The 17,304-nt window shown below is 52.1% G+C and carries 30 protein-coding genes; 26 read left to right on the forward strand and 4 right to left on the reverse strand.

The genetic code is table 11. From position 1 onward, the window contains the following. Nucleotides 1-64: 64 nt before the first annotated feature. The 3 genes from ACMYUL_RS06915 to ACMYUL_RS06925 all read right to left on the reverse strand — a co-directional run bounded on the left by ACMYUL_RS06915 (nucleotide 65) and on the right by ACMYUL_RS06925 (nucleotide 1,965). On the reverse strand, nucleotides 65-568 hold the full coding sequence (locus ACMYUL_RS06915) for a glycoside hydrolase family 108 protein (protein WP_009426272.1): 504 nt from the start codon (nucleotides 566-568) through the stop codon (nucleotides 65-67). A gap of 147 nt (nucleotides 569-715) precedes the next feature. Continuing rightward, a complete protein-coding gene (locus ACMYUL_RS06920; protein ID WP_415772795.1) occupies nucleotides 716-1,276 on the reverse strand; it encodes a hypothetical protein in 561 nt (186 codons plus the stop codon). Between the two features lie 23 nt (nucleotides 1,277-1,299). Then, nucleotides 1,300-1,965, reverse strand: a complete 666-nt coding sequence (locus ACMYUL_RS06925; protein WP_415772797.1) for a LexA family transcriptional regulator — start codon at nucleotides 1,963-1,965, stop codon at nucleotides 1,300-1,302. 142 nt (nucleotides 1,966-2,107) lie between these two features. Between ACMYUL_RS06925 and ACMYUL_RS06930 the strand changes: the two genes are divergently transcribed. The 26 genes from ACMYUL_RS06930 (at nucleotide 2,108) to ACMYUL_RS07055 (ending at nucleotide 16,990) form a co-directional block, all read left to right on the forward strand. Next, on the forward strand, nucleotides 2,108-2,296 hold the full coding sequence (locus ACMYUL_RS06930; protein ID WP_415772799.1) for a DNA-binding protein: 189 nt from the start codon (nucleotides 2,108-2,110) through the stop codon (nucleotides 2,294-2,296). A gap of 8 nt (nucleotides 2,297-2,304) precedes the next feature. Further along, the gene (locus ACMYUL_RS06935; RefSeq protein ID WP_009426279.1) at nucleotides 2,305-2,589 is read left to right on the forward strand and encodes a hypothetical protein; all 285 of its coding nucleotides are present in this window, start codon (nucleotides 2,305-2,307) and stop codon (nucleotides 2,587-2,589) included. A 36-nt stretch (nucleotides 2,590-2,625) separates the two neighbouring features. After that, a complete protein-coding gene (locus tag ACMYUL_RS06940; RefSeq protein ID WP_415772801.1) occupies nucleotides 2,626-3,501 on the forward strand; it encodes a hypothetical protein in 876 nt (291 codons plus the stop codon). Beyond that, nucleotides 3,494-5,260 carry a transposase gene (locus ACMYUL_RS06945; protein WP_415772901.1) on the forward strand — a complete coding sequence of 589 codons (1,767 nt, stop codon included), beginning with the start codon at nucleotides 3,494-3,496 and terminating at the stop codon, nucleotides 5,258-5,260. The genes ACMYUL_RS06940 and ACMYUL_RS06945 overlap by 8 nt, the downstream gene beginning before the upstream one ends. A gap of 40 nt (nucleotides 5,261-5,300) precedes the next feature. After that, nucleotides 5,301-6,446, forward strand: coding sequence for an ExeA family protein (locus tag ACMYUL_RS06950; protein WP_415772802.1), 1,146 nt, complete (start codon nucleotides 5,301-5,303; stop codon nucleotides 6,444-6,446). A 1-nt stretch (nucleotide 6,447) separates the two neighbouring features. Then, on the forward strand, nucleotides 6,448-6,681 hold the full coding sequence (locus ACMYUL_RS06955; protein ID WP_049351482.1) for a hypothetical protein: 234 nt from the start codon (nucleotides 6,448-6,450) through the stop codon (nucleotides 6,679-6,681). Nucleotides 6,682-6,691: 10 nt separating this feature from the next. Beyond that, a complete protein-coding gene (locus ACMYUL_RS06960) occupies nucleotides 6,692-6,832 on the forward strand; it encodes a hypothetical protein (protein WP_160311361.1) in 141 nt (46 codons plus the stop codon). Nucleotides 6,833-7,001: 169 nt separating this feature from the next. Continuing rightward, nucleotides 7,002-7,196, forward strand: a complete 195-nt coding sequence (locus ACMYUL_RS06965) for a hypothetical protein (RefSeq protein ID WP_070539340.1) — start codon at nucleotides 7,002-7,004, stop codon at nucleotides 7,194-7,196. Next, nucleotides 7,193-7,480, forward strand: a complete 288-nt coding sequence (locus ACMYUL_RS06970; RefSeq protein ID WP_415772805.1) for a hypothetical protein — start codon at nucleotides 7,193-7,195, stop codon at nucleotides 7,478-7,480. Before ACMYUL_RS06965 ends, ACMYUL_RS06970 begins: the two co-directional genes overlap by 4 nt. Continuing rightward, nucleotides 7,477-7,977: a hypothetical protein gene (locus ACMYUL_RS06975; protein WP_415772807.1), complete on the forward strand. Its 501-nt coding sequence runs from the start codon at nucleotides 7,477-7,479 to the stop codon at nucleotides 7,975-7,977. Before ACMYUL_RS06970 ends, ACMYUL_RS06975 begins: the two co-directional genes overlap by 4 nt. Then, nucleotides 7,961-8,419 carry a hypothetical protein gene (locus ACMYUL_RS06980; RefSeq protein WP_415772809.1) on the forward strand — a complete coding sequence of 153 codons (459 nt, stop codon included), beginning with the start codon at nucleotides 7,961-7,963 and terminating at the stop codon, nucleotides 8,417-8,419. The genes ACMYUL_RS06975 and ACMYUL_RS06980 overlap by 17 nt, the downstream gene beginning before the upstream one ends. Continuing rightward, nucleotides 8,416-9,027 carry a DUF3164 family protein gene (locus ACMYUL_RS06985; protein ID WP_415772811.1) on the forward strand — a complete coding sequence of 204 codons (612 nt, stop codon included), beginning with the start codon at nucleotides 8,416-8,418 and terminating at the stop codon, nucleotides 9,025-9,027. Before ACMYUL_RS06980 ends, ACMYUL_RS06985 begins: the two co-directional genes overlap by 4 nt. Before the next feature lie 2 nt (nucleotides 9,028-9,029). Then, entirely contained in the window at nucleotides 9,030-9,227 is a 198-nt protein-coding gene (locus ACMYUL_RS06990) for a hypothetical protein (protein ID WP_070870260.1), read from the forward strand. Between the two features lie 15 nt (nucleotides 9,228-9,242). Then, nucleotides 9,243-9,551 carry an HU family DNA-binding protein gene (locus ACMYUL_RS06995; RefSeq protein ID WP_312267440.1) on the forward strand — a complete coding sequence of 103 codons (309 nt, stop codon included), beginning with the start codon at nucleotides 9,243-9,245 and terminating at the stop codon, nucleotides 9,549-9,551. Between the two features lie 169 nt (nucleotides 9,552-9,720). Next, the gene (locus ACMYUL_RS07000) at nucleotides 9,721-10,197 is read left to right on the forward strand and encodes a gp16 family protein (protein WP_415772813.1); all 477 of its coding nucleotides are present in this window, start codon (nucleotides 9,721-9,723) and stop codon (nucleotides 10,195-10,197) included. After that, nucleotides 10,175-10,516 carry a Mor transcription activator family protein gene (locus ACMYUL_RS07005; protein WP_210401155.1) on the forward strand — a complete coding sequence of 114 codons (342 nt, stop codon included), beginning with the start codon at nucleotides 10,175-10,177 and terminating at the stop codon, nucleotides 10,514-10,516. The genes ACMYUL_RS07000 and ACMYUL_RS07005 overlap by 23 nt, the downstream gene beginning before the upstream one ends. Before the next feature lie 214 nt (nucleotides 10,517-10,730). Then, nucleotides 10,731-11,855 (forward strand): 2-oxoacid:acceptor oxidoreductase, encoded by a 1,125-nt coding sequence (locus tag ACMYUL_RS07010; protein WP_415772815.1) that lies wholly within the window; start codon nucleotides 10,731-10,733, stop codon nucleotides 11,853-11,855. Nucleotides 11,856-11,913: 58 nt separating this feature from the next. Continuing rightward, nucleotides 11,914-12,852 (forward strand): major capsid protein, encoded by a 939-nt coding sequence (locus tag ACMYUL_RS07015; protein ID WP_070870257.1) that lies wholly within the window; start codon nucleotides 11,914-11,916, stop codon nucleotides 12,850-12,852. A 48-nt stretch (nucleotides 12,853-12,900) separates the two neighbouring features. After that, on the forward strand, nucleotides 12,901-13,239 hold the full coding sequence (locus ACMYUL_RS07020) for a capsid cement protein (protein ID WP_039405103.1): 339 nt from the start codon (nucleotides 12,901-12,903) through the stop codon (nucleotides 13,237-13,239). 2 nt (nucleotides 13,240-13,241) lie between these two features. Next, entirely contained in the window at nucleotides 13,242-13,529 is a 288-nt protein-coding gene (locus tag ACMYUL_RS07025) for a hypothetical protein (RefSeq protein WP_070870255.1), read from the forward strand. Nucleotides 13,530-13,532: 3 nt separating this feature from the next. Next, entirely contained in the window at nucleotides 13,533-13,958 is a 426-nt protein-coding gene (locus ACMYUL_RS07030) for a gp436 family protein (RefSeq protein WP_039405099.1), read from the forward strand. After that, complete coding sequence (locus ACMYUL_RS07035; protein WP_070870254.1) at nucleotides 13,958-14,455, forward strand: Gp37 family protein; 498 nt, start codon at nucleotides 13,958-13,960, stop codon at nucleotides 14,453-14,455. The genes ACMYUL_RS07030 and ACMYUL_RS07035 overlap by 1 nt, the downstream gene beginning before the upstream one ends. Before the next feature lie 11 nt (nucleotides 14,456-14,466). After that, the gene (locus tag ACMYUL_RS07040) at nucleotides 14,467-15,873 is read left to right on the forward strand and encodes a phage tail sheath family protein (protein ID WP_415772818.1); all 1,407 of its coding nucleotides are present in this window, start codon (nucleotides 14,467-14,469) and stop codon (nucleotides 15,871-15,873) included. A 23-nt stretch (nucleotides 15,874-15,896) separates the two neighbouring features. After that, a complete protein-coding gene (locus tag ACMYUL_RS07045) occupies nucleotides 15,897-16,412 on the forward strand; it encodes a phage major tail tube protein (RefSeq protein ID WP_415772820.1) in 516 nt (171 codons plus the stop codon). 106 nt (nucleotides 16,413-16,518) lie between these two features. Further along, nucleotides 16,519-16,812 (forward strand): phage tail assembly protein, encoded by a 294-nt coding sequence (locus ACMYUL_RS07050; protein WP_415772822.1) that lies wholly within the window; start codon nucleotides 16,519-16,521, stop codon nucleotides 16,810-16,812. 34 nt (nucleotides 16,813-16,846) lie between these two features. Further along, nucleotides 16,847-16,990 (forward strand): GpE family phage tail protein, encoded by a 144-nt coding sequence (locus ACMYUL_RS07055; protein ID WP_042508297.1) that lies wholly within the window; start codon nucleotides 16,847-16,849, stop codon nucleotides 16,988-16,990. On the opposite strand, the gene ACMYUL_RS07060 is transcribed toward ACMYUL_RS07055, so the two are convergent. Next, the gene (locus ACMYUL_RS07060) at nucleotides 16,987-17,292 is read right to left on the reverse strand and encodes a trehalose-6-phosphate synthase (RefSeq protein WP_157058137.1); all 306 of its coding nucleotides are present in this window, start codon (nucleotides 17,290-17,292) and stop codon (nucleotides 16,987-16,989) included. The genes ACMYUL_RS07055 and ACMYUL_RS07060 overlap by 4 nt on opposite strands. Between the last annotated feature and the right edge of the window lie 12 nt (nucleotides 17,293-17,304).

The raw sequence follows: 17,304 nt of genomic DNA on the forward strand, positions 1-17,304 counted from the left end.
ACTGGGAGACATCACGGCGGCCATTAGGGCGAGTAAAGACTTTTTTGACATGATTGCTCCTTTTTTAATCAATGTTGTCCGCTGATGCGTGGATCAGGTTTTGCGCGACGCGGCGGACCCAACCTTTACCGAAAGACGTGAACGTACCGAGCTTGGTATAAAAGACCAGACGCTCGGCGTTGAACCGCAATAAAAGGTCGTTTTCGGGGAGGGAATTGATGGCTTTGAGACTGATTTCGCCGATGATGCCGTCGTCCGGCACGCCTGCGGCGCGTTGGAGCATACGGGCGGCATTGCCGTAACCGTGGTTGACGCAGGCATCAAAAAATTGGAAAGCGACCGCTTCGGGCATTTGGTCTGCGTGGTAACGCTCCCAAAACGCCTTTCGATAAATGCCGATAGCCTGTTCGCGGGTCATGGCGCGCATGGAACCGTTAAAGCCGTTTGCCATTGCGGTACGCTTGGTGATGCCCCAGTTGGTTTCGCCGCCGGGGTCTTTGGGATGGTTGACGTAACCGCCCTCGTGAGAGAGGACGCGGTTGATGAATTGGTTGAATTTGTCTGACATGGAAAAATCCCTGTATTGAGGTTGAAATCAATACAAGGATTTTAGAAAAGGTCGTCTGAATGGGCTTTTAAAGGGGGTTAAAACTCAAGTTTCAACTAATCTGATTAAATAAACTCAAGTTGTATGAGATTACAAATGTTATTCAATTTATTCAGCTTTTGCTGTCAAAACCACGCTCGGTAAATTGGTAACGGTAGCTTTATAAACCACCCCGCCGCGTACCCATTCTCGGGTTGGGTCTTTTTTCGCATTATGGTTGTCAATCGCTATTTTGATTTGGTCGCCGGTATCACGCAGCAGTGTGCGGTCTTCCGGGGCGGTTGCCGCAATCAATGCTGCGGCAGCTTTGGACAGTTTTCCCGCTTTTTGAGGCACTGCATCTGTGTTCCAGACCACTCGGACGGCAGTGATTTTGTCAGCTTTATCGGTATCAACGGTTAATGTGAGGCCGTCTGAAAAATCATGCAGCAGATTCTTCCCTTCTGCATTATCGGTTGGGGATACATGTTCAGGCAGGGATAGCCCGGTTTTTTGGTCGGCAAGCCCTTTATTGGCTGCTGCTTGATATTCGGCATAGCTTGCCGACATGGTTTTCAATTCGGATTGAACTTGCTCTTGAGGCTGGGCAGGTGCCGGTTGCTCTTCAGATTGGCCGCTACACGCAGATAAAGCACAGGTAGCGGCAATTAATAAAGCGAGTATTTTCATTCTATTTCCCTTTTTGATTGTGGCTAGTTCAGGTCTTTTGAAATCTGAACCACTTGGCCAATAACCTGTATGTCCGGATGGTCTGACAACATCAGCGGCATGGGCGGATAGGTTGAATTGTCAGAAATCAAGAGCAGGCTGCCGTCGATTTGGCGTTGGACTCGCTTTACCCATAACACGTCGCCGCTGCGGATAACGTAGATATGGCCGTCGCGCGGATTGGTTTTGGAGGTATCAACCAGCAGCGTGTCTTTGCTGCTGATGGTCGGCTCCATGCTGTCTCCTTTGGCTGTAACGATGTTGAGGTCTTGCTCATGCAAGCCGCGCTGGAGCAGCCATTCTCTTCTGAATGCCAGATGATTGGCGGGGTCGGTTACACCGTAGGCAGTCGTGCCGTTACCCGCAGATACTTCTACATCGAACATGGGGATATAGGCGTAATCGTCTGACAATGCCGTCAAACTAGAAATATTCCTTTTACTATTCTTTTTTCCAGAAATCAGCCAGTTTGCATCAACATCAAATTTGCTCAATATTTTTTCCACCATATCAAATGGTGGACGCTGTTTTCCGCTTAAAACATCATTTACCCTAGATACTTTTTCATCTATCAAATCGGCAAATTCGGCGATAGTCAGCTCTTCTTTCGCAAGAAGTTCACGAATATTTCCAGTAAAAATCAAACTCATAGAATTAATCCTTAAAAATAAACTAGAAATAATCTTGCTAGCTAGAAATATTCCTATTATACTTGCATCAAGTTTGATACAAGATTGTTTAAAGATTTAAACAATCAGGATTTTAACACGAGAACCAAACAGGAGATATTCCGTGAAAGCAGAAAAAATAAAAGCAGGTTTCCGAGAGCGCGGCGAAACGATTAAGGATTGGTGCATGTCGCGTGGCTATGACCCGACTTATGTGTCCCGCATTCTGAACGGAACCGTCAAGGCAAATCGGGGGAAGGCGCATCAAATCGCGCTGGAACTCGGGCTTAAGTCCAAACAAGACGCAGCGTAGGAGTCGATATGGCAGAAAGTAAAAGGGTACAGCGACTATTGAGGGTCTTTATCGCGCTTGATGAACATCCAATTATCGGCCTGAGTAATAAAGATTTATCGGTTGGGCTGGGGATGACACCAACACAAATCAGTAGGGATCTCGATGATTTGATTGCTTCTGGGTTGGTGGTCAAGTTGGATAACGGAAACTACGCCTACGGCATCAAAACCCTGCAAATCGCAGAGCGATTTAGAAAACAGCAAGAGCGGTTAAATGCGCGCTTGCAAGAATTGGAAAACCGAATTTACTAAATGCGACGACGTCGTCGTATTTGAGGAGCAAAAGAAATGGCAACAGAAATTTTAGGACATACGGTCGGCGCAACGGCAAACGAGCTGGCTATCCATAGCATGGAGGTTATGGACAAGTTTTCGAGCGGCGAGGCCTACAACGAGACGGTATGGATCGAGCGCGGACGATTTGCGGTACGCCAAACGATGGAAGGGATGTTTGAGCTGGGACGCGCACTGATCATCATCAAAGAACATACGCCGCATGGGCGGTTTGCCGAAATCGCTGAAAAAGAATTCGGCATCGGACGGCGGGAATCTCAAAGATTGATGAATGCCACCCTCCGATTTATCGACCCGAAAATGAAACAGGTTCAGCCTAAGCTGATGACGTTGGGCAAATCCAAACTGCTCGAGCTGCTGGTTGAAGACGATGACACTTTGTTGGAGCTTGCCGAAGGCGGTGAGGTCAACGGCAACACTTTTGACGATGTTGACCGTATGACGGTCAAGGAGCTGCGCGTCGCCCTGCGCGAAATCCGCGAAACGGCGGAAGCGAAAGATAAGGTAATTGCCGATAAAAATAAAAAGGTCGATGAACTGGCAGAAAAGCTGTCGAAAAAGCAGACGGGTGTCAAAGAGCCTAAACCTGCGGATGTGGGCATCGAGCTGACGATGCAGCTTGGCAGCTTGGAAGTCGGTATCCGCTCGCAAATCAGCCGATTGCGCGAGATGTTCGAACAGATGGCGGCTCACGGCGAGGCGCATGGATTTGACCACCGCGCGAAGATGGTCGGCACGCTCAATCAAATTATTTTGGACTGCGAGCAACTGCGCGAAAGCTATGCCCTACCGACCGAAGCACCGACAGACAATGTGCCGGAATGGTTGGGCGGTGAAACGGGAGAAGGCGATGAATCCGGCAATGATTGAGCGTCTTAAGGCAGTCGAGAATCAGGCGGAAGCAATGGGACGCGGCGCACGCTCTGCATATCTTAAGCAGCAGGCGCAGGAATTGGGCATCAGCCTTGCCACGCTATACCGCAAGCTGGAGGCGGTCAGCGTCAAGCCGACGCGCAAACGGCGCAGCGATGCGGGCAAGACGGAACTGAAACCAGAAGAAGCCAAATTGATTTCGGCGGTTTTGGTGGAGGCGATGAGGCGCAACGGCAAGCGGTTGATGTCGGTGCGGCAGGCGGTGGAAATGCTGCGCGCCAACGGAAAAATCGAGGCGGCGCGGATTGATGAGGAAACCGGGGAAGTCATCCCCCTTTCTGAAAACACTATTACCCGAGCTTTACGAGAGTACAAGCTGCATCCCGACCAACTGCTCCAACCCGACCCGGTCAGTCGGATGAAATCAGAACATCCGAACCATTGTTGGCAAATCGACCCGAGTTTGTGCGTTTTGTATTACCTGCCCCGTCAGGGTAAGGATACGGGGCTGCGGGTGATGAAGGAAGAGGAGTTTTATAAAAACAAGCCGAAAAACGTCGTCAAAATCGAAAACGACCGCGTCTGGCGGTACACGGGGACAGACCATGCCTCCGGCACGATTGCGGTGCGTTATTACTTCGGCGGCGAGACCAGCGCGAACCTCTGCGACTTTTTCATCTACATGATGCAGCAAAAGGCAGACTCGCTAAAAGACCCGTTTCGCGGCGTACCACGCATGGTCATGCTTGACCCGGGCAGCGCGAATACTTCGGCGGCGTTTAAAAATTTGTGCAAGTCGTTGGATGTGCATGTGCAAATCAACAAGCCGGGAAATCCGAGAGCCAAAGGGCAAGTAGAAAAAGCCAACGATATTGTCGAAACGGCATTTGAGAGCGGGTTGCGCTTTACCGAGGTACACGACATCGACCAGCTCAATGCTTTATCGGAACGGTGGATGCGTTACTACAACGGTACGCAAAAGCACAGCCGCCACGGCATGACCCGCTATCAGGCCTGGAACAAAATCAAACCCGAGCAGCTCATCCTGCCGCCGCCTGCGGATTATTGCCGAGAGCTTGCCATCAGCGCGCCGAAAGAGGCGAAAGTCTCGGCGGATTTGGAAATCCGCTTCGGCGGACGGGTATATAGCGTGAAAGGCATCCAGGGGATTTTGGTCGGTCAGAAGGTTTTGGTCGGTAAGAACCCTTGGGAGGTAAACGGGGCGCGGGTCGCCACTTATGACGAGGAGGGTAACGAGGTTTGGGTATCCGTACCCGAAGTGGTGTTTGACGAGATGGGCTTCAGGGCTGATGCGGCAGTCATCGGGGCGGAATACAAAGCTCCTGCCGATACGGACGCGCAGCAGCATCGAAAAGAGCTGGACAAGCTGGCGATGGGGGCGGAAACGCTGGAGGAGGCAGCCGCCAAACGCAAAGGCAAAGCAGTCCCATTCGGCGGCGAAATCGACCCGTACAAACATCAGGAAGATACGCTTGCCGCGCGCAATACGCTCTTTATGCCCAAACAGGGACAGCAGATGGCGTACAACCGGATGGAAGTCTCTGAGCAGGTATTGAGCAAGGTCGAAATCGCCAAACGCTTAAAACCCCGCGTCGAGGCAGACGGCGGCGACTGGAAACCGGCGATGGCGGTCATCCTCAAACACTACCCGGAAGGCGTGGTCGAGAGCAAATTGGACGAGGTTTACGACAGGCTTAAGACGATGGGTCGTCTGAAACTGCATAAAACCGGTTAGGCAAATGCGACGACGTCGTCGCATTTGAAAAAGGGAAAGCATGAAACAGACCTTTAAGCAAATCGGCAAATCCTATGCCGCCGCAGCAGCCGAAATCGGATGCAGCAAGCCGATGCTGGTGGCGGTAGTCAATCACGGGCAATGGCCGAAAAAAAACGCAGCCGAGCTGCGAAGGAAATTGAAACAATTTTTTGAAACGAATGGTGCGGAAATCCCAGCGAGCCTGAGAAACGAGCCGGAAGCCGCACCTGCCCAAGCAACTTACGAAGACAAGGACAATGAGATGTTACTACGAAAAGCAACTTTAAACCAAGCGGCAAAACAACATTTTAGCTTATTCCGCGACCCGTTTAACGACGAAATCCAGTCTGCGGACGATGTGTATATGACGCCGGATGTGCGCTATGTGCGCGAGGCGATGTTTCAGACGGCCTGCCACGGCGGTTTTGTGGCGGTGGTCGGCGAAAGTGGAGCGGGTAAATCCACACTGCGCGAAGACCTGCAAGACCGCATCAACCGCGAAGGCCGACAAATCATCCTGATCGAGCCTTATGTGTTGGCAATGGAAGACAACGACCAAAAGGGCAAGACACTCAAAGCGGTACATATCGCCGAAGCCATTTTGGAGGCGGTTGCGCCTGGAACCAGCCCGAAACGCAGTCCGGAAGCACGTTTCCGCCAAATCCACCGCGCTTTGTCGGAAAGCGCGAAAGCAGGCAACAAACACCTGCTCTTGATTGAAGAGGCGCACGGTCTGCCGCTGCCAACCCTGAAACACCTGAAACGCTTTTTTGAGCTAAAAAACGGGTTTGAACGCCTGCTCGGGATTGTCTTAATCGGTCAGACGGAGTTGGCACAAAAACTTAGCGAAAACAATCCTGCGGTGCGCGAGGTGGTGCAACGCTGCGAAGTGGTTACGCTCTTGCCGCTGACCGACGGCAAGCTCGAAGGCTATCTCAAGCACAAATTTGACCGCGTCAATGCGGATATGGCAAAGATTTTAGACCAGAGTGCGATTGATGCAGTTGCCGAGCGTCTGACAGTCAAAAGCCGCACGAGCAAGGGATTAGAAACCAACAGCCTACTCTATCCGCTGGCGGTCAACAACTTGGTGGCGGCAGCGATGAATCAGGCGGCGGAGCTTGGTTTTGAGATGGTTGACGGCGATGTGGTACGGGGGGTGTGAGATGGATAACAAATTCGGAAAATTTATTGACCCCAATCACTTGCTGCTCCCACTTAGAAAACAGGTAGCTACCGGGAAAGTCGGCAGCATGGAATACACGATGGAAATCTCTGTGGGATGTGAGCCGATGGTCGTCAGTAAAGCTACTGGGAAGCGGTTTGTATTGACTTGGCAGGACATAGTGGAGTTAGCCGTTCTGGCCGGAATCAACGAATCGGAAGAGTCTGAAAAATAAAGGGGAAATCATGAAAAAAGATGAAATCGAATTTGCCATTGTAATTGTGCTGCTGTCCATCGTCGTGGCCATACAGGCAATGCTGACCGAACCTTGCCGCCAAAAACAGCCTATGCAGATCAACGTCTATGACAGGGGGCAGTACAAATGAGGGGTTTATGGATATTAACCGTCATGTTGGCCTCCTGCCAGCCGGTCGCGGCAACGGCAGAACAAAGGGATGCTCTGGAAGCTGATAAAAACTGGGAAGCAGTTTATGGCGGAATGAGCGAGACAGACAAAATAACAGGCGTGGTTTTGGAACCCGCGGGAGAAGAAAAATGAACAGGGATTACAGCAAAATAAAAGTATCAGTTTGGCGGGAGAAAGGCGGTCATCTTGCCGCCGAGCTGACAACGGTATCGGGTCAGTTTGTGATGATGTATGTGTCGTCTCAACTATCGGATGAAGTTGAGGATGTGGTTCAGACGGCATTGCGGTGCTTGAGCCGTAAGGATTTGGAGGCGGCGCGATGACAATTTATCTAAATATCGCCCGCGACGGCATTATCAAGATTACTCAGGATGCTGCTTTGGGTAACCAAGAAGGCGATACAGATTACCTGAGTAAAGAGCTGAATGAGGGCTGTACGCTTGAAGAAGTTTATGCGGTTGTCGCCGCAAATACATCTTGGAAAAACGGGTTGTTTTATTTCCCTCCGGTGGATGTAGAAGATGGTGATCGGGCATGTGATGCAGCTATTGATTTTTCCGACTTGGTTTACTGCAGCCTTAAAAGTCTGATGGAGGCGAGAACATGAAAGTACGCTGCCCTACCTGCGGTGCGGTGATGAGCTTGGATGTATTAATCGCCCATGACGATGCCCGCGAAGCCCTGATTGCCCTGACCGGCATTTCAGACGACCTTTTTAAGGCGGTATTGCGGTATCTGACGCTTTTTCGCCCCGCCGAAAAGGATTTAAGTTTTAACCGGGTTTCAAAGCTTGTCGGCGAGATTGCGCCGATGATACGGGACGGCAAGATTGTCCGTAACCGAAAAACGTACCCGGCCCCGCGCGAGGCTTGGATTTGGGCGGCAACACGATGCCTTGAGGCACGGGATGCGGGAAAGCTGACACCGCCGCTGACCAGCCACGGTTATTTGTTGGAAAACATCACGTTTTGGTCGCCCGAAAAGACGGCGGGAATTGCGGTTTTGCCCTCTTCCCAACCCTCTCCCGCGAGAGAAGGGGTAAATACCAAATTGAGGAGCGGGTTGGGCGGTTTGATGGAGTGGTCAAATGGAGGACAACAATAGCTGGCTGAAAAAAGCAATCGCGCAGGGTTTTATGATGCTCGCCGCCTTAAACCTCAAAGGCCGCCCTGCCTCGGCGGATTTGACGGCAGTCGCCGAACTTTGGTTGGGCATACTGAGCGGCCGGCCGTGGCAACCGGAACAGGACGGAATCAGGATACAGGCAGCCTTTAGAGCTATCGCGGCATCCTCGTCAGAGTGGCCAAACCCTGCCGACCTTATCAAACACCTGCCGCCGCCCGAAATCAGGATGGTGCCGAAATTGGAAAAGAAGCACCGTCCGACCGAATACGGCAAAGCGCAGGCCGCCAAACTCAAACAGACACTCAGCCTGCTGGAAAGATCCCCTTGCATGGACAGGGATTGGATACACGGGCCACGCCACCGGTCAGTGGATGAGTGTAAAAGGATTAATGCCGCAAGGCAGAAAGGTAAAACAAAATGAATAGCGTTGACATGAAAGAATACAAACAGGATGCCAAAGGCAATCTCGTGCCTCTGGCCAATATTAAAGAAATCGACCTGCTGCGTGACGAGCTGGTGCTGGAAATTGCTGCCAAAGCGCGCGCCGTGCAGGATGACTTAATCACTTTCAAACGCGAGGCGATGGACGATATTGCCGCGTTTGTGCAGTTGAGTGCCGACCGCTACGACGTAAATGTCGGCGGCAAGAAAGGCAATATCAGCCTGCACAGCTTCGACGGCGCGTACCGAGTCAACCTTGCCATGCAGGATACGTTGGTATTTGACGAAGGTTTGATTGCCGCCAAAGCCTTGATTGATGAGTGTATCAACGAATGGACGGAAGGCAGCCGCACGGAATTGAAAACGCTGATTAACGCGGCGTTTCAGGTGGATAAGGAAGGCAATATCAGCACTGCCCGCGTACTCGGACTGCGCCGCCTGCAAATCACCGACGAAAAATGGCAACGGGCGATGGACGCGCTCTCCGACAGTTTGCAGGTGCATATCAGCAAGCCGTTTGTGCGGGTGTATCAGCGCGGCGAGGATGGGGAGTATCAGTTGATGAATTTGGATGTGGCGAAGGTGTGAACATGGCGACGGTAAATATCCTCATCAGCGATCAGTCGGGTGGTCTGTTTGTCAAGCTGACTTCGGACGAACCGATGCCGAAGGATGACGAAGACGGTGGCAGCATCGCCCAAAGTGCAGGCCTTTTGTGTCTGGCCATCCTTAACCGAGAAATTCGACAGGTAACCGGCAAAGAGCTGGAGTTAGTCAATATCCAATAAACCGCGCGGCACGGTCTGCCGCATTTAAATCTAAATAGGAGTCAAAAAGTGAATAAATCCGAATTAATCCAAGCCATCGCCGATGAGGCGGAATTGAACAAACGCGATGCGGCGGAATTTGTCGATGCGTTTGTCAGCGTGGTAACGCAGACGCTTAAGGACGGCAAAGACGTTACGTTGGTCGGCTTCGGCTCGTTCCACACCGCCCAATCTGCCGAGCGTAAAGGCCGCAATCCGAAAACGGGCGAACCGCTGACCATCGCGGCACGAAAAACGCCTAAATTCCGTGCAGGCAAGGCGTTGAAAGAAGCGGTTAACCGTTAAAGCCGCTGATGTTTAAAAGGTCGTCTGAAGAGATTCAGGCGACCTTTTTTGCGTCCTTCCGTTTTAGTTGCACTGCGCAAAAATCCCGAATAGAATATCATTATTTATTGATTTTCTTGAAAAAAGTGAAACGTTGTTTCACTTTTTTGAGGTTCTTAGGGGGCTGGAAATGGAAACCCGTGCTCAGAAAAAACAGCGGTTGATACGGCTCATCCATGTGGCTAAAACCCAGTTGATGATGGACGACGGCGAATACCGCGCGCTGCTCGCCAACCTGTCATGCGGCAAGACGAGCAGTACCAAACTGTCGGTCGAAGAGCTGGAGCTTGCCGTACGGGCAATGAAGATGCGGGGTTTTGTGGTTACCACAAAAGCGCAGGCGGCATCAAGCAAGCCTGATTTGCCGGTGCATATGCCCAACCGCATGATGGAGGCGCAGGTCAAAAAGATACGCGCGCTTTGGTTGGAGCTGCACCATTTGGGCGCGGTGCGAAGCCCGTCTGAATTGAGCCTGGCTCGATTTGTCAAACGCATGACGGGCATAGATTATCATGGATGGTTAGGAACTGATGACGCGATACGGGTCATCGAGCATTTGAAGAAGTGGAAAGTGAGGGTGGAAAATGGCAGACAACAGAGTGCCTGAGCTGGTGGCGGACTTGGAAGACCAGGCGGTCGCCTGCTTGATGTCGGTATTGCCGATGGAGCGGCAGCAGGCGGTCGAGGTATCTAAAAAGCTGTCTCATCATCTGACCAGCAACTGGGGCGGGCAGTTGATTTATTTCCCCAAAAACCTTTTGGGCAGGGTATCCGAGCGCGACCTGAAGATTTATAAGGAGTTTAACGGCAAGAATCATGTGGAGCTTGCCCGCAAATATGATTTGACCGTCCAGCACATCTACCGCATCGTCAAGGAGGTCGGGTTGGCGGAGCGGGCAAAAAATCAGGGAGATTTGTTTGTGTGATTACCCGATTTATTCAAGATAGCGGTCAGGATTCGTCCTGACCGCTTTTTTAGCGCATTTGTCGGCTCGGATAAGGGTTTGCCTATCCCAATGGTAAAACGCTCTAAAAACGCGATTTTAACGCCTTTTTGAACAATCATTCTTTAAGCCGCATTAAAAGCGGTTTCAGACGGTCTTTGCCACAATAGCCTCATCCATCCGATGAGGCTTTTTTATGTCTTACGAAATTTTCCGTGCAGGAACGCGCACCGATGCAAACGGCAATACGGTAACGATTACCGAGGCCGACCTTGCCGCCGCTGCCCAAGCATATGACCCGAAGGTGCATGAGGCTCCTATTGTGGTCGGGCATCCCAAGGCAGATGCGCCCGCCTACGGCTGGGTCAAGTCGCTTGGTGTGCAAAACGGCGTGCTGACGGCGGACTTTGCCCAAGTTGATGAAGGCTTTGCGGATTTGGTTAAAGCCGGACGATATAAAAAAGTGTCGGCAAGTTTTTACCCGCCAACCAGCCCGAACAATCCTAAACCGGGTGTTTGGACGCTACGCCATGTCGGCTTTTTGGGCGCGCAACCGCCCGCAGTCAAGGGTTTGTCCGCCATCAGTTTTGCCGAGGGCGAAGTTTATGTCGAGTTTGCCGAAGACGCACACCTTCAGACAGCCTCGTTATTAAGCCGTTTCAGAGACTGGTTTATCGACCGTTTCGGTCTGGAAGAAGCCGATAAAGTGCTGCCTGACTGGCAAATTGAGGCAATTAAAGAATTGGCTGCCGTGCCTCAAACCCATGCGCCTGCCGAATTTACCGAATCACCCCCACCCCCAGAAAACCATGAAAACAAGGAGACCCCTATGTCGTTGGAACAAGAGCTTGCAGCCGAAAAGGCCGCCCGCGAAGCTGCCGAGAAGGAGGCCGCCGAATCGAAGGCGGAATTGAAAAAGCTGCAACACGAGCAGCATACCGCCCTGCGCGATGGTGCGCATGAGCAGAATGTCGAATATGCCGAAGGCTTGGTCAAGACAGGCCGTCTGAAACCTGCCGACAAGGATTTGGTCGTCAAGGTTTTGGATTTTGCTGAATACCCCGCCGACGTAACCGCCGACTTCGGTGAAGGCAGTAAGAAGCAGCCTTTGTCTGATGCGCTGCGTGCGTTTTTTACCGCTGTCCTGCCTAAGCAGATTCAGGGCGGCGAGATGGCTAAAGGCGAAACGCCGTCAGGATTGGCGGCAGACTTTGCCGAAGCGTCGGACCCGGAAGCCTTGAGCCATCACCAACGTGCATTGGCATTGGCGGCGAAGGAAGGTATCCCTTACGAAGAGGCTGCCCGCCGTACTATTGCTTAAATCATCAACCCATCAAATGCGACGACGTCGTCGCATTTGACCTAAAAAAGGATAAAACATGAGTGCATCTCATTTGCGCGGTCTGCGCGGCCAGCTTGATCCGGTTTTGACCAAGCTCGCACTGGGCTACAAGCAGGCGGATTTTATTGCCGAGAAAATCTTCCCGGAGGTTTTTGCTGACAAAGAAGGCTTGCGTGTGCCTGTGTTCGGCAAGGGTTCGTTTGTCGAATATCAGACCGAACGTGCGGTCGGCGCGGCATCGAATGTGATTACGCTGGACTCGCCAAACTTTATGCCGGTCGTGCTGGAAGAACATGATTTGGCCGCCGGTGTGGATTACCGCGAACAAGCGGAATCCATGTACGACGAGCGCGCCAAGGCAACACGCCGCGTGGTCAAGGGCGTGCAGCTGCGGCAGGAAATCGAAACTGCCGCCCTCCTGCAAAACAAATCGGTTTATCAGTCAGGTTTCAGCAAAGATTTGGCCTCCACCCAAAAATGGAGCGATAAAAACTCTGATCCGTTGGCAGACATTGAAACCGCCCGCGAAACGGTTCGCGCAGGCTGCGGTGTACGCCCGTCGGTGCTGGTGGTTGGTGCAAGCGTGTTGGCAGCACTGAAACGCCACGAGAAGCTCATCGGCGCGCTGGGTGCGAATGAACGCAAGTCCCTGCTCACGGTCGAGCAGCTGAAAAACCTGCTGGAGCTGGACGAAATTATCGTCGGCGAGGCGGTATCTACACCTGCCGCCAATAAGGCCACCCAAGATATTTGGGGCAAATTCGCCAGCCTGATTGTGCGTCCGAATATAGCTTCCGGTGGCAATGACGAGGGTGAGCCGAGCTTTGGCTATACCTTCCGCCGTCGCGGTATGCCGGTAGTCGACCGCTACGAAGAGGTCGGCGGCAAGGTGGAATACGCGCGCTATACCGACATCCGCAAAGCGGCGGTGGTCGGCGGTGCATGCGGGTTCTTGTTTGAAAACGCGGTTGCTTGATAAGTAAAAGGTCGTCTGAAAGGCTTCAGACGACCTGTGGAGAGAAAAATGGCACAAACGAAACAAGTGGTCTTGGTAACCACGGTCAAAACATCAGGCAAGGTGGTCAAAAACCGCTTTGTGGATTTTGCAGGCAAACAGGCCGCCGCCGGTGTGAAAGTGCTGGGTACTGCTACTTTGGATGCGGATGCGGGCGAAATGTTGGCCGTTGATGTATTGGGTATCGCCTTGGTCGAGGCAGGCGGCACGATTGCCGTTGGCGATGAGGTGGCAGCCGATGCGCAAGGCGCGGCAGTCAAGGCGGCAGGTAATGCCAAGATTGCCGGTACGGCGCGCTCTGCGGCAACGGCGGCGGGCGAAGTCATCCAAGTATTTCTGAAAGGCTGATCATGGCTAAAGTTTATATCGCAAACACCCCGTTAATTTTGGAAAACGCCCAAGGCGGCCAATTCCGCGTCGAAGCCGGCGAAGCGGTCGAATTGACAGCGGAGCAGTACGAATCAGTTGCGGCACACGTTACCCCGACACTGACAACCGGCGAAGAGCCGGATGCGCAACAAAATGGCACTCCGCCGTCCGAGGATACGCCGTCAGATGATACAGGCAATGCCGCTGCGGGCGAAGTTGAAAAACCGAAACGCGGTAAAAAACCGGCAGCTGCCGAAGAGGCGGAGTAAGCCATGTATATTGGTGCGGATGATTTGACGGCTGCGATGGGCAAAATGGAGTTGGTACAACTGACCAACGACAATGCGCGCGGGACGGAACCCGACGCTCAGGTCATTGATGCGGCAGTGCGTTATGCCTGCGATTTGGTGGACGGATACCTGCGTGGCAGATATGTGCTGCCTTTGGCGGAAACGCCGACGGTGTTGCAGCCTTTATGCATCAACATTGCCCGCCATTTTTTGCACAGCCGCCGAATCAACCGCGCCGACTTTCCGAAACCGCTGGAAACCGCCTACAACACGACGATTAAAACACTTGAGTCTATCCGCGACGGCAAAATCCATATCGGTATCGCCACATTGGACAAGCCGTCGCAACCTGAGCCGGGCGCATATCACGTCCGAGTGCGCGACAAAATGGATTTGGGAGGCTACTGATGAGCGCGACACGTCCGATTATTGATGCGGTAGTAGAGCATTTGCAGGCAGCTATCCCGTGGGTCAGCGTTGAGGCTTTCCCCGAGCGTCCGTCCGAATACCAATTTATCCATCCCGTCGGGGCAATCTTGGTCGGCTACGGCGGCAGTAAATTTGGCGATATTGAGCAGCTCGGTCGTATTGCGCAGCAGCGCGATGTCAGGCTGATGCTGACCATCTTTGGCAGCAGCCTTAATGCGGATGACGGCACTTTGGCCATCTTGGATGAGACACGTCTTGCTATGGTTGGTTTCGCACCGCCGAACTGCCAGCCCTGCCACCTTATCAGCGAGGAGTTTTTGGCCGAGGATGCGGGTGCATGGCAGTATCAGCTGGTTTTGCAGACCGAAACCCAGCAGGTCGAAGTCTGCCGCAAAGAAAAACGCCCGCTTTTCATCGCTGCCCACTACCGCCGCCCCGACCAAGACCTCAACCCCGATTTAAAACCTAAAAAATAGGAGTATCCATCATGGCAGCAGCCTACCATCACGGCACGGAGACCATCCGCATCGACGGCGGCTCCAATCCCGTCTATACCGTTGACGGCGCAATTACCGCTATCGTCGGCACTGCGCCGGTCGGTGCGGTCAACGAGCTGACTGTATGTCAAACGAAGAAAGACTTTGGCCAATTCGGCGGCGAGCTGACTGCTCAAGGCTTCACTCTGCCGGATGCCGCACACATTTGGACGCGCTACGGCAGCGGTGTCGCCTATGTTGTCAATGTTTGCGACCCCGCCAAACATAAGACAACCGTCAGCAACGAAGTATTGACGGTTGATCCTGACACCTTGACAGCCAAAACTGCCAAGCCTGCTCTGCAAAGCGGCTACACACTGACGGACGGCGGCAATACGCTGACCGAAAACACGCACTACACCATCAACACCCTGACAGGTGAGATTACCTACAAAACCAAACCTAACTCGCCCAAAATCAGTTATACCTATACCGACCCGACCAAGGTTCAGGCTGCCGACATCATTGGTGCTTACGTTGCCGCTACAGGCAAACGGACTGGATTAGAGCTGTTGACGGAAGGGTTCAACCGCCAAGGCGCGGACGCCAAAATCATTATTGCGCCTGATTTTGATCGCCATGCCAATGTGCGCGCGGCGATGGAAGTCATTGCGGGCAAGCTGAAGGCCATTGCTTATGTGGCTGCTCCGCAAGGTACGAGCCTGAGCAAAGCTCTAGAAGGTCGTGGTCCGTTGGGTACGATTAATTTTCAGACATCGTCCGACCGCTGCCAACTCTTTTATCCACACGTCGTCGGCTTACTCGGTCTTGAAAACCTTGCCACCCATGCGGCAGGTCTGCGGATGAAAACCGATGTGGAACAGGGCTACTGGTTCAGCATCTCCAACCGCGAGCTCTTGGGCGTAACGGGTGTGGAAATCGGTCTGACCGCTCGTGCGGACGATCCACAGTCCGAAACCAACCGTCTGAATGAAAAAGGTATTACGACTGTATTCAACAGCTATGGTACGGGCTATCGTATGTGGGGTAACCGCCTTGCCTGCTTCCCGACTACATCGCATATTAAAAATTTCGAAGTGGCGCAACGTACCGGCGACATTATTGACGAGTCTATCCGTCGTTTAGAGTTGCAGTATGTTGATAAACCGATTGATGCAGACGATCCGAATGCCTTGATTGACAGTCTGCTTGAGAGCGTCCGCACCTATATGTCTACGCTTAAATCTATTGTGGGCTTCTCGGTGGATTTGGACTATGAATACGATTTAGTCGATGCGTTTAGCAAAGGTCAGGTCCCCATCGTTTACGACTACACGCCGAAACTGCCGGCCGAGCGTATTACCAATACCAGCGTGATGACCCGCAAGTATCTTGTCAATCTGTTATCGGCTAACTAAGGGTCGTCTGAAAAGGAAGAAATATGTCTGCAATCAATGCAATCTACAATGCCAATATCTATATCGACGGCAACAGCCTTTTGGGTAATGCATCCGAGTTTAAATTGCCTGAGTTTGAGTTTGGTCAGGACGACTTTACCGGTTTGGGTATGGTCGGCACGATTAAGCTGCCAAACGGCGTCGAAGCCCTGGAAGGCGAAGTTACTTGGAACAGCTTTTATCCTGAAGTGGCTAAGAAGGCATCCAACCCATTCAAGGCCGTGCAACTGATGGTACGCGGTAACCTGCAAACCTTTAATGCAGCAGGTTTGGCGGAAGAAGTCCCCATCGTAACTACGGTAACGGCGATGTTTTCAAAAAACGCCTTGGGCGGTTACAAGCCTAAGGAAAAGGCGGAATTTAGCTCAACCTACCAGGCGACAGAAGTCCGCCAAGTCGTCGGCGGTCGAGAAGTGCTGTACTACAACGCGATGAAAAACATCTACCGCGTAGACGGTCAGGACGTTTTGAGCCAAATGCGTAAAAACATTGGTGCTTAATCTTTAAATCGGATTAAAAGCCGTTTCAGACGACCTTTGACTACAATCACCGTATCTTTACCGATACGGTGATTTTTTATTTTTATAAACGTTTTGGAGATGGAAAATGAATGAAGCCAAGCAGTTGCAAGAACATTTGGGTGTAAATACCGTTGTGAAACTGAAATATCCGGTCAGACTGGCGACGGGTCAGATGTTGGATCAGGTAACCGTCCGCCGTCTGTGTGTGGGTGATTTGCGCGCCGTCTCGCATCTGACGAATGAGGCAGAGCAGGAGCTGGCCCTGTTTGCCCGCATGACAGGCATGATTCCAGAAGACTTGGATTGCTTGGATTTGGTGGACTGGAAACAGTTGCAGGAAACGTTTCGCCGATTCACGGAATCCGACCAAAACAAATAGTCCACCTCTTTCAAAGCCTGAGGCGCAGCGGCAGTTGCTGTCTGCCGCTGCTGATTTGGCATGGTGGTTCGGTTGGAGCGTGGATGAGGTTTATACGCTGCCGCTGGACGAATTTGAAGACTGGCAGAAAGAAGCAACCCGCCAAATGAAGGCGGGTTATCGAAGAGGTGGGATTTAGAATTTCAGAGCCGTGCCGTTCGCGGTACGGCTTTTGATTTTGTCTTTAATAAATATTGTTGCAGCCGATAAACCTCCAACCAGCACTCCGACAATAAATGTAGGAATGAATCCGACAAGCAACCAAGCTATTGCCCCTAAAAAACATGCCAGCAGCAGAACGGGCAACATGACGGCAAGGTCGGCAGGCGTATTAGTTATAACAGCCCAAGCAATGCCGAGCATATAAACGGCAAACAGACCTTTTGCCGCCAGGTCGCTGACGCGGTCAAACACAGTTTCATATTTGCTGTTGATATACATGGCCATCCCTTT

The organism is Neisseria sp. CP9 (assembly GCF_047758525.1).
GTDB lineage: Bacteria > Pseudomonadota > Gammaproteobacteria > Burkholderiales > Neisseriaceae > Neisseria.

Coding starts and splice junctions, on each gene's coding strand:
- ACMYUL_RS06915 (WP_009426272.1), bottom strand. CDS start 568: ATGTCAGACAAATTCAACCAATTCATCAACCGCGTCCTCTCTCACGAG.
- ACMYUL_RS06920 (WP_415772795.1), bottom strand. CDS start 1,276: ATGAAAATACTCGCTTTATTAATTGCCGCTACCTGTGCTTTATCTGCG.
- ACMYUL_RS06925 (WP_415772797.1), bottom strand. CDS start 1,965: ATGAGTTTGATTTTTACTGGAAATATTCGTGAACTTCTTGCGAAAGAA.
- ACMYUL_RS06935 (WP_009426279.1), top strand. CDS start 2,305: ATGGCAGAAAGTAAAAGGGTACAGCGACTATTGAGGGTCTTTATCGCG.
- ACMYUL_RS06940 (WP_415772801.1), top strand. CDS start 2,626: ATGGCAACAGAAATTTTAGGACATACGGTCGGCGCAACGGCAAACGAG.
- ACMYUL_RS06945 (WP_415772901.1), top strand. CDS start 3,494: ATGATTGAGCGTCTTAAGGCAGTCGAGAATCAGGCGGAAGCAATGGGA.
- ACMYUL_RS06950 (WP_415772802.1), top strand. CDS start 5,301: ATGAAACAGACCTTTAAGCAAATCGGCAAATCCTATGCCGCCGCAGCA.
- ACMYUL_RS06955 (WP_049351482.1), top strand. CDS start 6,448: ATGGATAACAAATTCGGAAAATTTATTGACCCCAATCACTTGCTGCTC.
- ACMYUL_RS06960 (WP_160311361.1), top strand. CDS start 6,692: ATGAAAAAAGATGAAATCGAATTTGCCATTGTAATTGTGCTGCTGTCC.
- ACMYUL_RS06965 (WP_070539340.1), top strand. CDS start 7,002: ATGAACAGGGATTACAGCAAAATAAAAGTATCAGTTTGGCGGGAGAAA.
- ACMYUL_RS06970 (WP_415772805.1), top strand. CDS start 7,193: ATGACAATTTATCTAAATATCGCCCGCGACGGCATTATCAAGATTACT.
- ACMYUL_RS06975 (WP_415772807.1), top strand. CDS start 7,477: ATGAAAGTACGCTGCCCTACCTGCGGTGCGGTGATGAGCTTGGATGTA.
- ACMYUL_RS06980 (WP_415772809.1), top strand. CDS start 7,961: ATGGAGGACAACAATAGCTGGCTGAAAAAAGCAATCGCGCAGGGTTTT.
- ACMYUL_RS06985 (WP_415772811.1), top strand. CDS start 8,416: ATGAATAGCGTTGACATGAAAGAATACAAACAGGATGCCAAAGGCAAT.
- ACMYUL_RS06990 (WP_070870260.1), top strand. CDS start 9,030: ATGGCGACGGTAAATATCCTCATCAGCGATCAGTCGGGTGGTCTGTTT.
- ACMYUL_RS07000 (WP_415772813.1), top strand. CDS start 9,721: ATGGAAACCCGTGCTCAGAAAAAACAGCGGTTGATACGGCTCATCCAT.
- ACMYUL_RS07005 (WP_210401155.1), top strand. CDS start 10,175: ATGGCAGACAACAGAGTGCCTGAGCTGGTGGCGGACTTGGAAGACCAG.
- ACMYUL_RS07010 (WP_415772815.1), top strand. CDS start 10,731: ATGTCTTACGAAATTTTCCGTGCAGGAACGCGCACCGATGCAAACGGC.
- ACMYUL_RS07015 (WP_070870257.1), top strand. CDS start 11,914: ATGAGTGCATCTCATTTGCGCGGTCTGCGCGGCCAGCTTGATCCGGTT.
- ACMYUL_RS07020 (WP_039405103.1), top strand. CDS start 12,901: ATGGCACAAACGAAACAAGTGGTCTTGGTAACCACGGTCAAAACATCA.
- ACMYUL_RS07025 (WP_070870255.1), top strand. CDS start 13,242: ATGGCTAAAGTTTATATCGCAAACACCCCGTTAATTTTGGAAAACGCC.
- ACMYUL_RS07030 (WP_039405099.1), top strand. CDS start 13,533: ATGTATATTGGTGCGGATGATTTGACGGCTGCGATGGGCAAAATGGAG.
- ACMYUL_RS07035 (WP_070870254.1), top strand. CDS start 13,958: ATGAGCGCGACACGTCCGATTATTGATGCGGTAGTAGAGCATTTGCAG.
- ACMYUL_RS07040 (WP_415772818.1), top strand. CDS start 14,467: ATGGCAGCAGCCTACCATCACGGCACGGAGACCATCCGCATCGACGGC.
- ACMYUL_RS07045 (WP_415772820.1), top strand. CDS start 15,897: ATGTCTGCAATCAATGCAATCTACAATGCCAATATCTATATCGACGGC.
- ACMYUL_RS07050 (WP_415772822.1), top strand. CDS start 16,519: ATGAATGAAGCCAAGCAGTTGCAAGAACATTTGGGTGTAAATACCGTT.
- ACMYUL_RS07060 (WP_157058137.1), bottom strand. CDS start 17,292: ATGTATATCAACAGCAAATATGAAACTGTGTTTGACCGCGTCAGCGAC.